We start from the raw sequence: 12,790 nt of genomic DNA on the forward strand, positions 1-12,790 counted from the left end.
GGCTGAAGCCCGGGGTTGACAGAAAGCGCCGCTCTGCGGCGCTTTCTTATGTCACCAAAGTTTCAAGGGGAGCTCTGTTCGTCCTTCCATAGGGAGAAGGGACGGGCGCGCCCATTACCCCATTCTTTTTCCGGCACGCTATTTTATCTACCTCCACCCATTAACCCTATTGTAGAACACTAAAAGAAAAGTTCATGGTACGACTCCTCACCCTGGCGGGCCTCGCCTATGCAGGTTATTACGCCTACTCGAAAATGACTCCCGAAAAAAAGCAGCAGCTCGCCGACAAGGCGCGTGAGCTGGCAGGCAAGCTCCCGCTCGACCGCGTTACCGGCGCGCTGGGCAAAGTAGGCCTGTAAGTAATCGGCTGATTTGTTAATGTGCTGGTGCGTGTATGTGTTTTGAGGTGCTTTTTCACCTGCCGGTGATTCGCACATGCACACATTCACACATTAGCACATTTTCTTAACGTGCATTCCGCTACTTTTGCAACCCGGGCCGCCGCCCGGTTTTTTTATGCCCGGAAGGGACGAAAAAAGACCGAAAAAGGGGTGGCCACCACGAAACAGAAATGCCCAAAGACTCCTCGATCAAGACCGTCCTGATCATCGGATCAGGCCCCATCGTCATCGGCCAGGCCTGCGAATTCGACTACTCCGGCACCCAGGCCGCCCGCTCCCTCGCCGAAGACGGCATCAAAGTGATTCTTATCAACTCCAACCCGGCCACCATCATGACCGACCCCATGATGGCCGACAAGGTGTACCTGCTGCCCCTGACCGTGGAAAGTATTGAGCAGATACTCGAGGAAAACCAGGTGGATGCCGTGCTGCCTACCATGGGCGGACAAACCGCGCTCAACCTCGCCAAGGAAGCCGAAGACCTCGGTGTGTGGGAAAAATACGGCGTGCGCCTGATTGGTGTGGACATCAAAGCCATCGACAAGGCCGAAGACCGCGAGCAGTTCCGCCAGTGGATGCTGCGGATGAACGTGCCGGTGGCTACCGCCAAAACGGCCAACTCCTTCCTCGAAGGCAAGGAGTTCGCCCAGGAGATCGGCTTCCCGCTCGTGATCCGCCCCTCCTTCACCCTCGGCGGTACCGGCGGCGGCTTTGTGCACGGCCCCGAAGACCTCGACGAGGCCCTTCAGCGTGGCCTGCAGGCATCGCCGATCCACGAAGTGCTGGTAGAGCAGGCCGTGCTCGGCTGGAAGGAATATGAGCTCGAGCTCCTGCGCGACGCCAACGACAACGTGGTGATCATCTGCACCGTGGAGAATTTCGACCCCATGGGCGTGCACACCGGCGACTCCATCACCGTCGCACCGGCCATGACCCTTTCGGATACCGCCTTTCAATTAATGCGCGACACCGCCATCGCCATGATGCGCGACCTCGGCAACTTCGCCGGCGGCTGCAATGTGCAGTTTGCCCTCGACCCGGAGACGGAGTCGATCATTGCCATCGAGATCAACCCGCGCGTGAGCCGCTCCTCCGCCCTCGCCTCCAAAGCCACGGGATACCCCATCGCCAAGATCGCGGCCAAGCTGGCCATCGGCTACACGCTGGATGAACTCCAGAACCCCATTATCAAAACCACCTCCGCTTACTTCGAGCCCGCGCTCGACTACGTGATCGTGAAGATCCCGCGCTGGAACTTCGATAAGTTCAAGGGCGCCGACGATACCCTCGGCCTGCAAATGAAATCGGTGGGCGAGGTGATGGCCATCGGCCGCTCCTTCACCGAAGCCATCCAGAAGGCCTGCCAGAGCCTCGAGAACAATGCCGTGGGCCTCGGCTATTACGGCAAGAGCGGCATGCGCGCCGAAGAGCTCATCGAATACATCAAAACCCCGAAGTGGGACCGCATCTTCCGCATCAAGGACGCCCTGATGCTGGGCGTGTCGGTGAATACCATCTCGAAGGCTACGCGTATCGACAAGTGGTTCCTCTACGAGATCCAGAAGATCGTCAACATCGAGAAGGAGCTGGGCAACTACTGGCTTCATGAAATTCCTGAGGAGCTCCTCCGCCGCGCCAAGGTGCATGGCTTCTCCGACGAGCAGATCGCCCGCATCATCACCGACGGCTCCGAAGAAGAAGTGTATGAAAAGCGCAAGGCCGCCGGTATTACCCGCGTGTTCAAGATGGTGGATACCTGCGCCGCCGAATTCGAGGCGCAGACCCCGTATTTCTACAGCACCTTCGAGGAAGGTCATGGCAACGAAAGCATCGTAAGCGACAAGAAAAAGATCATCGTGCTCGGCTCGGGTCCCAACCGCATCGGCCAGGGCATCGAGTTCGACTACTGCTGTGTGCACGGCCTGCTGGCCATCCGCGAGTGCGGCTTTGAGGCCATCATGGTCAACTGCAACCCCGAGACGGTTTCTACCGATTTCGATATCGCCGACAAGCTTTATTTCGAGCCCGTATTCTGGGAGCACCTCTGGGAGATCATCGAGCACGAAAAGCCCGCGGGCGTTATCGTGCAGCTGGGCGGCCAGACGGCACTCAAGCTGGCGGAGCGCCTTCATGAGAAAGGCATTCCCATCATCGGTACTTCCTACGACAATATGGACATTGCCGAAGACCGCGGCCGCTTCTCCGACCTGCTGAAGGAGCTCGATATTCCCTACCCGCAATATGGCACCGCCACCGACGTGGACGAAGCCATCCAGGTGGCCAACGAAGTGGGCTACCCGGTGCTGGTGCGTCCCAGCTACGTGCTTGGCGGCCAGCGCATGCGCATCGTTATCAACGACGACGAAGTGGAAAAGGCCGTGATCTCGCTGCTGAAGCACATTCCCGGCAACAAGATCCTCATCGACCACTTCCTCGACCGCTGCCAGGAAGCCGAGATCGATGCGCTCTTCGACGGCGAGAACTTCCACGTGATGGGCGTGATGGAGCACATCGAGCCTGCCGGCATTCACTCCGGCGACTCCAACGCGGTGCTGCCTGCCTTCAACCTGACGCCGCTTACCGTGGCCACCATGGAAAGCCACGCCGAGAAGATCGCGCGCGCGCTCAACATCAAAGGACTCATCAACATCCAGTTTGCCATCAAAGACGGCAACGTATACGTGATCGAAGCCAACCCGCGCGCCTCGCGCACAACGCCGTTTATCGCCAAGGCCTATGGCATTCCTTACCTCAACATCGCCACCAAGGTGATGCTGGGCGTGAAAAAGCTCACCGACTTCACCTACGAGAAGAAGCTCCAGGGTTATGCCATCAAGGAGCCGGTGTTCTCGTTCAACAAGTTCCCGAACGTGAGCAAGGAGCTCGGCCCGGAGATGAAGAGCACAGGCGAGGCCATCCGCTTTATCAAGGACCTGCGCGATCCGTACTTCCGGCAGCTGTACAAGGACCGGAGCATGTACCTGAGCCGGTAGGCGAGAACGAGAGAAAAAGAGAAAGAGAGAACATGAGAACGAGAGCAGAAGCCCCGCAGCGAAGCTGCGGGGCTTCGTCATTGCGAGCGTAGCGAAGCAAACTCCCCGACCTTAAGACGGACCGTAGTCGGTAAGAGCTTCAGGTCGAAACTTCTTTCAGATACTACCACTCTGCGTAAATGCGGAGTTTGCTTCGCTCCGCTCGCAATGACGGGCTGCCGCCCGTCGCCTGACGGCGGCAACGTAGTTCACGGCTCACGCTTCTGGCTTAACTTTGCCGCGATTCTTGCAATTATGAGCTACACACCCAACAACAAGATCCGTATCGTCACTGCCGCTTCGCTTTTCGATGGTCATGACGCCGCCATTAATATCATGCGCCGCATCCTGCAGAGCAAGGGCGCCGAGATCATCCACCTCGGCCATAACCGCTCCGTGCACGAGATCGTGGAGTGCGCCATCGAGGAAGACGCCCAGGGCATCGCCATTACGTCGTACCAGGGCGGCCACGTGGAGTTTTTCAAATACATGAAAGACCTGCTGGAAGAGAACGGCTGCGGCCATATCAAGATCTTCGGCGGCGGCGGCGGCACCATCCTGCCCCAGGAGATCGCCGAACTGCACCAGTATGGCGTTACCCGCATCTACAGCCCCGACGACGGCCGCAAGATGGGCCTTGAAGGGATGATCGAAGACGTGATCAGGCAGTGCGATTTTACCCTCAACGGCAATGGCGTTTATAACAAGCCGATGTCGCTTGGCGAACTGAAGGATGTGCGCCAGGTGGCGCGCCTCATTACCAATGCGGAGAATGGAGTCGTGAGCCGTGAACCGTCAACCGTGAGCCTTGACGCCGGTAAGGCTCCCGTATTGGGAATCACCGGTACCGGTGGCGCCGGTAAATCGTCGGTCACCGACGAGATCGTGCGCCGTTATCTCAGCACCTATTCCGACAAGACGATCGCGGTGGTCTCGGTGGATCCTTCCAAGAAAAAGACGGGCGGCGCCCTCCTCGGCGACCGCATCCGGATGAACTCCATCTCCTCGCCCCGTGCTTACATGCGCTCGCTGGCTACCCGCGACTCCGAGGTGGCGCTCAGCGCGCATGTGCAGGACGCGCTCGACATCTGCCGCGCCGCGGGCTTTGACTTCATTATCCTCGAAAGTGCCGGCGTGGGCCAGAGCGATGCCTCCATTCTCGACTACTGCGATGTGAGCCTGTACGTGATGACGCCTGAATACGGTGCTGCCTCCCAGCTCGAAAAGATCAATATGCTCGACTACGCCGACGTGGTCGCCATCAATAAATTCGACAAGGCCGGCGCCCTCGACGCGCTCGCCGACGTGCGCAAGCAGTTCAAGCGCAACCACCAGCTGTGGGCCGCCAAGGACGAAGAGCTGCCGATCGTAGGCACCATCGCCGCACAGTTCAACGACCCCGGTGTGAACACACTGTTTGCGAAACTGGTAGCCGCCATCGAAACGAAGACCGGCAAGACCTTCGGCGAAGCAAGACCCGAAGGCAGCGGCCAGTTGTCTTCGAAGAGCCAGATCATCCCGCCGGCACGCGTACGCTACCTCTCCGAAATTTCGGAGAACAACCGCAGCTACGACAACTGGGTGGATGAGCAATGCGCCATCGCCTCGCAGCTGTATAAGATCACCGGCATCATCGGTGAAAAAGAAGTAAGCGCCATCCCCGAGCTGCAGCAGCTGAAGGCGCGCTACGAAGAGCAACTGCATCCCGAGTGCAAAAAGCTCGTGCAGCAGTGGCCCGAGGTGCAGAAGAAATATGAGGCCGACTACTTCGAATACCAGGTGCGTGACAAAGTGATCCGCCAGGACCTCATTACGAAATCACTCAGCGGAACGCGTATCCCGAAGGTGGTGCTTCCCAAATACAAAGACTGGGGCGACATCCTTCGCTGGCAGCTTCAGGAAGGTGTGCCGGGCGAGTTTCCCTACACCGCCGGTGTATTTGAGCTGAAGCGCCAGGGCGAAGACCCCACGCGGATGTTTGCCGGCGAGGGCGGCCCCGAGCGCACCAACAAGCGCTTCCACTACGTGTCGGAAGGCCAGCCTGCGAAGCGGCTTTCCACCGCTTTCGACTCGGTAACGCTGTATGGCGAAGACCCGGCGTATCGTCCCGATATCTATGGTAAGATCGGTAACTCGGGTGTGAGCATCGCCACGGTGGATGATGCCAAGAAGCTCTATTCCGGTTTCGATCTCTGCGACCCGAAAACCTCGGTGTCGATGACCATCAACGGTCCCGCGCCGATGCTCCTGGCCTTTTTCATGAATGCCGCCATCGACCAGCAGTGCGAAAAATACATCGACCAGAACGGTCTGTGGGAGGAGGTAAAGCGCGTGAGCGCCGAAAAATATAAGGGCGGCGTTCCCCCGCAGTACTACAATCCTTCGTCACCGGAGCGCCTGCCGCACGGCAACGACGGTCTTGGCCTGAAGCTCCTCGGCCTCAGCGGCGAAGAGGTGCTTCCGAAAGAAGTATACGAGCAGCTCAAAGCACAGGCCCTGCAGCAGGTGCGCGGCACGGTACAGGCGGATATCCTCAAGGAAGACCAGGCGCAGAATACCTGCATCTTCTCCACCGAGTTTGCGCTCAAGCTGATGGGCGACGTGCAGCAGTATTTCATCGACCAGAAGGTGCGCAATTTCTACAGCGTTTCGATCTCGGGCTACCACATTGCGGAGGCGGGCGCCAACCCCATCACGCAGCTGGCCTTTACCCTGGCCAACGGCTTCACATATGTTGAATACTACCTGAGCCGTGGCATGAACATCGATGATTTCGCACCCAACCTGTCCTTCTTCTTCTCCAACGGTATGGACCCCGAGTACAGCGTTATCGGCCGTGTGGCCCGCCGCATCTGGGCCAAGGCCATGAAGCATAAGTACAAGGGTAACGACCGCTCGCAGAAGCTTAAGTACCATATCCAGACCTCGGGCCGCTCGCTGCACGCGCAGGAGATCGACTTCAACGATATCCGCACCACGCTGCAGGCGCTTTATGCGATCTACGACAACTGCAACTCGCTTCATACGAACGCATACGATGAAGCCATCACGACGCCCACCGAGGAAAGCGTGCGCCGCGCCATGGCCATCCAGCTGATCATCAACCGCGAGCTGGGATCGGCCAAGGTCGAGAACTTCACGCAGGGCTCCTTCGCCATAGAAGAACTGACCGACCTGGTGGAAGCTGCAGTACTCGCCGAGTTTGACCGCATCACCGAGCGCGGGGGCGTGCTGGGCGCCATGGAGCGGATGTACCAGCGTAATAAGATACAGGAAGAAAGCCTCTATTACGAGCACCAGAAGCATACCGGCGAGCTGCCGCTGATCGGCGTCAACACCTTCCTCAGCAAGAATGGCTCGCCCACGGTGCTGCCCAATGAAGTGATCCGCTCAACTAAAGAAGAGAAAGAGCAGCAGATCCAGAACGTGCAGGCCTTCTGGAAGCGCAACGAAGACAAGAGCGCCGCTGCGCTGCAACGCCTGAAAGAGGTGGCAGTACAGAACGGCAACCTTTTTGCCGAGCTGATGGAGACGGTGAAGTACTGCTCACTCGGCCAGATCACGCACGCGCTGTATGAAGTAGGCGGACAGTACCGCAGAAATATGTAGGTATCTCAGATCTCAGATCTGACATCTGAGATCTGAGATTTTCACAGACGCCTTCGGGCGTCTTTTTATTTGCGGAGACGCTCGATAAAATCGAGCATGCGTGTATAGTGCGTGCCCTTCCAATACACCCGGTTGCAGTTGCCGCACTGGTAGAATTCTTTTTGAAAGCCCAGCACGCGCGGCGGTATCAGCTTGCGCACCTGCTCTTCGGCCACGGGCGCAATCGGTCCGTTGCAGGCAAGGCAGCGCCGGAAAGGCTGGATGGCGCCGGCAAGTCCAAAGCGGCGCAGCACCTCCCCCGCCTGCTCTTCGGTGTGCTGGGAGCGCAGCCAGTAGCCGCGCCGGATGCGCCGGTGCTTGAGCAGGCCCACGTCGCGGGTAAGCAGGGCGCGGTCTTCGGTATCAGAGAGCGCTGCCAGCTGGGGATCGGTGTAGTCGTTGCGGTATAGGGTATCGAAGCCAAGCAGGCGCAGGGCGCGCGCCAGGCCGCCAAGGTGCACATCGAGCACAAAGCGAGCCTCTGGAAAAGAGCTGTCATCGGGATGCACCGCCACCTCATCGCCGTCCCGCAGGAGCGCGGCCGGGTTCGAATCCTGCCTGTTGACGATAATGACGCCCACCTCCACATGCGGTACGCCCATGGCTTCGATGGCATCCTTAAGTGCCGGCGTGCCGTTGAATGAATACATATAGGCGGCACCCGCCGCAGCCGGCGCGAGGTCGGCAAGCCGGCCGAAAAAACGAAAGCGGGCGTTGCTGGGCATAGGCAGCCTGTAGAAAAAAGAATGCCGCCCCGGGGCGGCATTGCTGGTGATTAATACTTTCTTTCTTAGTAAGCGACTTCTTCCGCGCTGGCCGACTTCCGGATGTCGATCACATAGGTCTTCGACCAGGAGTCGTGCCAGAGGCGCGAGCCGAAAAAGATGCTCAGGGCTTCGAAGGGAACAAAACGGATGAGCGCACGCAGGGCCGCGGTGCCGAAGCCGATTCTGCCGCCGTCTTCGCGCACGGCGCGGGTGCCCGTGCACAGCTTGCCGAGGGTGCGGCCGTTGCAGAAAGCTTCGGACAGGGACAGGTATAGGAAATCAATTATGAGGGCGAAGAAGAAAACACCTGTTTCCCCGATGCTGCCCAGGAAGTCGATGTACTGTTCGCGCAACGTCAGCGCAAGGACCATGCTCACGGAAAATGTCACCAGGTAATACGCAATGAAGTCGATGATCAGGTTGAGAAAGCGCTTGCCCACAGAGGCTTGCTCGAGTCTCGGCTCGATTTCGCTAAGGATGTCGGAGGGATAGGCCGCCTCGGGTGTGTTTGTATATTCCATAAACAGGTTTGGTTTGGAACTAAATATAACACATTATTGAGGCCGGCGAGTGTGCTTTAGCTCCCGGGAAAATGCGAAGCCTTTTCGTCGATCACCACGGTGCGCGACAGCTGGTCGTGCCAGGGCAGCGGCGGCGTGCTGAACAGCGCGCTCAAGGTGTTCAGGGGTATCGCCCGGCAGATGCCCCGGGTAAAGGCCTGGTCGGTGGAGAGGGGCGCGCCGTCGCGCGAAACGGCACGGGTGCCGGTGATCATCTTGCCAAAGGTTTTGCCGCGGAAAAGGGCCTCCTGGCTGCCCATGAAAAAGGCGTACAGCAGCTGCGAGGTGAGGTAATTGAGGATGAAATTCGCCTCGATACGCTTGACGAATTCTATCGCGGCGTCGCCGCCGGCCACGCCAGCCACCAGCCCCAGCATTGCAGCAAAGGCGATAAAGGCCACCTGGTCTACGATATAGTTGACAAGCCGCTTGCCGGCATCGGCCTGCACCAGCACCGGCTCCATATTGGTGAAAAGGTCTTCCTGCCGCTCTTCGTATTGTTCCATTGCCTGCAAAATTAAGCATCGCGGGCGCTCCGCGTGACTTCTGTATCCTGCCTTCCGGAACGATTTCAAGCCGTTGAGCCGCCAACCGGTATCCGAAGTTCGCTATTCGTTATTCGATATTCGAAATTCCCTATGCTTCGTCCTGGTAATAGATCTTATAGTATTTCCGCCCGTCCATGTCCACGCCTTTTTCAATAAGGTCGGTGCGGCCATGGATATAGATGTGAAAGTTCTTGTCCAGTTTCAGCACGCTCTTGAAGATGCGCGCCTGCTTTTTGACGGCGTCGTGGGCGATGTCGAACTGGGCGGCAATGTCGTAGTCGTTCTTCTCGGTGAAGCGCGCGCCGAAGTCGCGGAAGGAGTCGATCACGTCTTCTGCGCCGAACACTTCATTCTGGAATTCGTCGATGTCGAAGCTTTCCTTGCTGCGGAAGTAGTCGATGGATTTGTGCAGCAGTTCCACCTGCTCCTTGCGCCCGACGCCGTGCTCGCTTTCGAGCTGCTCGGTAATGAATTGCTTGGTGAGCGTGAGAAATTGCGCCGTATGATGAAACTCGTTGCGCTGCGGCTCCACGTTGAGAAAGCCTTCCTTCCAGTAAAGCGCTTCTTCGCCGCGGTTCTGGTTGTCGAACAGCAGCACGTCGAAACCTTCTTCCTCGTTGCGGTTGATGATGAGGCAGCCTTTGTCGATCTTATCGAGCTGCACGCCTTCGCGCAGGTCGAACTGCACTTCCTGCCGCTCCTGCCGTGTGTCGAGAAAGTAAGCCTTGCTTTCTGTTTTGAAAAGCGCGATGGCCTTGTGCATGCGGCCCTCCACCGGCAGACCCTCGAAGAGCGCTACGTATAATTCGCCGCCTTTAACCTTCGGGTGTGTAGATGCCTCGTAAAGGTGCCGCGCAATGCGGCCCGATAGCTCCACGAACTGCTCCGCGTCAGCGAACGTGCCGCGACAGTAATTATACACCTCGTTGAACTGGAGCGAAGAAGGATGGGTGAATGCGTACTGCTCCGGAACGTTGCGGAAGCGGCTCATAAGCCCGCTTTCCAGCACCTCGCGCACGCCCTCTTCCAGTTCGAGCTCCTTGTCGGCTACGATCAGCGGGTCGAGGTTGTTCTTGCTGCCCACGAAATGCAGGCTCAGCTTTTTCAGTACAGCGGTATTCAGTTCCATTCTTTGCGTTGAGGGGCTGCAAGATAATATGCTTATGGGGGAATGGGGTAATCAAAGCCCGTGCTTAAATTGCAAGGCTATGGCAATGAAGAGTCTGGTTTTGATCGTTGCACTTTTTGGCGTAAACGGCACGCTTCAGGCGCAATGCAGTATTGTGGCGAAGATGACCAACCTGCGGAACGACAAGGGCGTCTGCCGGGTCTGCCTCTTCGACCGGCCCGAGGCGTTTAACGAAAAAGGCGGCTCGCCGCTCAGGTGCGTCGTTGCGCCGGTGCGCGACCGCACGGCCGAAGCCACCTTCGCCAACCTGGCCCCGGGCACCTACGCCGTTTTTGTTTTTCACGATGCCAACAATAACGAGCGCTTCGATACCAATTTTCTCGGAATTCCGAAGGAAGGCTACGGCGCGTCGCGCAACAACCTGCCTTTTGCCGCGGCGCCAGCGTATAACAGCAATAAGATCACCATCGCCGACCGCACCATCACCACGCTGCATATCCGGCTGCGTAACCTCTGATGATTCAAAGCTCTTCGCCCGTCAATGTGTAGTGGAGGTTTTGCAGCTGGTGCAGTTGCCGCACGGCATTGCTCGCCGTCAGCCCGTTGACGTTGTACCAGGCCAGGCATTCGCCATTGCTTTTTACATAAGCCACGAGTTCGTGATGCTCCTTGCCTTTTACCGGCAGCACGCGTTTGAACTCGCGGGCCTGCGGGTAAAGCGCGTAGTCTTTATTCTCGCTGAAGCCGGCGCCCTCCAGCACTTCCGCCTTCAGCACTACCGGGAAAAAGTCGGCAGCCTTGCCGTTTGCCAGCAGCGCCATCTGCTCCGGGCCGCAGCTTACCGGCGCGATGCGTCCTTGTTGTTTCTGTAATAAAGTATTCCCCCAGCGTACTTCCTTCAAGTCGATCATGGCGCGAAAATAAACGGCTCTGCGGGCCCGCGCATCAAGCATGAGCTTGCATTAGAAAACTCTTAGTTTATCGAAAAAAAACGATGGCAAATGCAAAAAAGTTAATAATTTCCTAACGCAACATTATTCACACACTTAACCCTTCGACAATGAAGAAAATTGCATTTGGTTTTTGCGCCCTTATCCTTGCGATCTCCTGCCAGAAGAAAGTAGCCAGCGACGAGCAGCAAACTATCGCTGAAGAACCCCAGGAGCTCACCCGGGCTTGCGCTACCGAAGAAGTATTCCAGCGCCAGCTTGAAGAAGATCCTTCGCTTGCCCAGCGCATGGCCAGCATCGAGCAGTTTACAAAGAACGCCATCGAGCGTGGCCGCCTAGTAAATGGTGTGATCGAGATCCCGGTAGTTGTAAACGTGGTGTATAAAACCGCCGCGCAAAATATTTCGGACGCGCAGATCGCTTCCCAGATCACCGTGTTAAACGAAGACTATAACAACACCAACGCAGACGGTGCCAACACACCTGCTGAGTGGAACGGACTCCGCGCCAACTACGGCATCCGCTTCGTGCTCGACCAGGTGATCCGCAAGTCCACCAATAAAACCAGCTGGGGCACCAACGATGCCGTTAAGAAGTCCAGCCTGGGCGGCATTGATCCCACAAGCCCCACCACAAAGCTGAATATCTGGGTTTGTAACCTGGGCCAGAGCCTCCTTGGCTATGCACAATTCCCCGGCGGCAACTCCGCGACGGACGGCGTGGTGATTCTTTACTCCGCATTCGGCTCCCGCGCCAAGGCTGCCGGCACCTATGCTACCAACTACGACCTCGGCCGCACCGCCACCCACGAAATAGGTCACTGGCTCAACCTCCGCCACATCTGGGGTGATGCCAGCTGCGGTAACGACCTCGTAGGCGATACCCCGGTTGCCCAGACCTCCAACGGCGGCTGCCCTGCCTACCCCAAGGTAAGCGCCTGCTCGCCCACTCACAACGAAATGACCATGAACTACATGGACTATACGTATGATCGTTGCATGTACATGTTCACCAACGGCCAGAAGTCGCGCTCGCTCGCGGTATTCGCCGCCGGTGGCCCCCGTGCCGCTTTCGCACAGTAATTGAGTTTTCGTTTAGAAATAGGAAGGCCCCGCTTATCGAAGCGGGGCCTTGTTTATTGGTCTATTGGTTAACTGGTACTTGTTCGCTGCTGACATGCTCTTTAGCAATCCTTGAACCCCTTGAACCGCCCGAACCCTTTATTCCAGTCGTTCCAGTTCCCGCGTGTATTCGTATTGAAGATCTTCGTGCAGCGTAGCGATGGCTGCGCGGATCTTTTTCACCTGGCTGTTGTAGAGGTTGAGCAGCACGGCGTGCTTATTAAGCGGCAGCTTTGATCCCTTCAGGGATACGCAGAAATGCAGCAGCAACTCGATCTCCGCTTCTTTGGAGCCGGTGTAGCGAATGTGTTTATTAGTGATGCGCAGCACCTTGCGGATCGTTTTCTTCGCCAGGTACACGCTGTTCTTATTCATCTCGGCAAAGCCTTCGTCCATCTCTTCCTTCACCTCGCGGATATAGGCCGGCAGGTCGTCGCTGTGGAAGATGAGGTAGGAGAGGAGCTCCTTGTTGTCCTTCTTGTGGCGCGCCAGGCGCAGCACCAGCTCAGCCAGCTCTTTGGCTTCGAGGTTTTTCAATGATGATTTGATGTCGGAAATGGACGCAGGAGTCATGGTGCAAAGATCGGAGCTGAGAACGAACGCAGATTTGTTATGATTTTTATGACGTACACAG

The 12,790-nt window shown here is 57.5% G+C and carries 11 protein-coding genes; 5 read left to right on the top strand and 6 right to left on the bottom strand.

What is annotated here, in order from left to right; translation table 11 throughout:
* Positions 1-194 precede the first annotated feature (194 nt).
* From EPD60_RS16960 to EPD60_RS08845, 3 genes are all read left to right on the top strand, one after another.
* Complete coding sequence (locus tag EPD60_RS16960; protein WP_165871490.1) at positions 195-359, top strand: hypothetical protein; 165 nt, start codon at positions 195-197, stop codon at positions 357-359.
* A 212-nt stretch (positions 360-571) separates the two neighbouring features.
* On the top strand, positions 572-3,394 hold the full coding sequence (gene carB / locus EPD60_RS08840; RefSeq protein ID WP_131448905.1) for a carbamoyl-phosphate synthase large subunit: 2,823 nt from the start codon (positions 572-574) through the stop codon (positions 3,392-3,394).
* Positions 3,395-3,688: 294 nt separating this feature from the next.
* The gene (locus EPD60_RS08845; protein ID WP_131448907.1) at positions 3,689-7,042 is read left to right on the top strand and encodes a methylmalonyl-CoA mutase family protein; all 3,354 of its coding nucleotides are present in this window, start codon (positions 3,689-3,691) and stop codon (positions 7,040-7,042) included.
* Positions 7,043-7,107: 65 nt separating this feature from the next.
* Here EPD60_RS08845 and EPD60_RS08850 read toward each other — a convergent pair whose 3' ends face one another.
* The 4 genes from EPD60_RS08850 to EPD60_RS08865 all read right to left on the bottom strand — a co-directional run bounded on the left by EPD60_RS08850 (position 7,108) and on the right by EPD60_RS08865 (position 10,085).
* Complete coding sequence (locus EPD60_RS08850) at positions 7,108-7,806, bottom strand: Mut7-C RNAse domain-containing protein (protein WP_131448909.1); 699 nt, start codon at positions 7,804-7,806, stop codon at positions 7,108-7,110.
* Between the two features lie 65 nt (positions 7,807-7,871).
* The gene (locus EPD60_RS08855; RefSeq protein ID WP_131448911.1) at positions 7,872-8,369 is read right to left on the bottom strand and encodes an RDD family protein; all 498 of its coding nucleotides are present in this window, start codon (positions 8,367-8,369) and stop codon (positions 7,872-7,874) included.
* A 56-nt stretch (positions 8,370-8,425) separates the two neighbouring features.
* Positions 8,426-8,914 carry an RDD family protein gene (locus EPD60_RS08860; protein WP_131448913.1) on the bottom strand — a complete coding sequence of 163 codons (489 nt, stop codon included), beginning with the start codon at positions 8,912-8,914 and terminating at the stop codon, positions 8,426-8,428.
* A 130-nt stretch (positions 8,915-9,044) separates the two neighbouring features.
* Positions 9,045-10,085 carry a nucleoid-associated protein gene (locus EPD60_RS08865; protein ID WP_131448915.1) on the bottom strand — a complete coding sequence of 347 codons (1,041 nt, stop codon included), beginning with the start codon at positions 10,083-10,085 and terminating at the stop codon, positions 9,045-9,047.
* 79 nt (positions 10,086-10,164) lie between these two features.
* On the opposite strand from EPD60_RS08865, the gene EPD60_RS08870 reads away from it, so the two are divergent.
* Positions 10,165-10,602 (top strand): DUF2141 domain-containing protein, encoded by a 438-nt coding sequence (locus EPD60_RS08870; RefSeq protein ID WP_131448917.1) that lies wholly within the window; start codon positions 10,165-10,167, stop codon positions 10,600-10,602.
* A gap of 4 nt (positions 10,603-10,606) precedes the next feature.
* Here EPD60_RS08870 and EPD60_RS08875 read toward each other — a convergent pair whose 3' ends face one another.
* Positions 10,607-10,996: a hypothetical protein gene (locus tag EPD60_RS08875; RefSeq protein ID WP_131448919.1), complete on the bottom strand. Its 390-nt coding sequence runs from the start codon at positions 10,994-10,996 to the stop codon at positions 10,607-10,609.
* A 149-nt stretch (positions 10,997-11,145) separates the two neighbouring features.
* Between EPD60_RS08875 and EPD60_RS08880 the strand changes: the two genes are divergently transcribed.
* The gene (locus EPD60_RS08880; RefSeq protein WP_131448921.1) at positions 11,146-12,117 is read left to right on the top strand and encodes a zinc metalloprotease; all 972 of its coding nucleotides are present in this window, start codon (positions 11,146-11,148) and stop codon (positions 12,115-12,117) included.
* 138 nt (positions 12,118-12,255) lie between these two features.
* On the opposite strand, the gene EPD60_RS08885 is transcribed toward EPD60_RS08880, so the two are convergent.
* Positions 12,256-12,729: a hypothetical protein gene (locus tag EPD60_RS08885; protein ID WP_131448923.1), complete on the bottom strand. Its 474-nt coding sequence runs from the start codon at positions 12,727-12,729 to the stop codon at positions 12,256-12,258.
* Positions 12,730-12,790: the final 61 nt, after the last annotated feature.

The sequence above is a fragment of the Flaviaestuariibacter flavus genome (genome assembly GCF_004337505.1).
GTDB lineage: Bacteria > Bacteroidota > Bacteroidia > Chitinophagales > Chitinophagaceae > Flavisolibacter > Flavisolibacter flavus.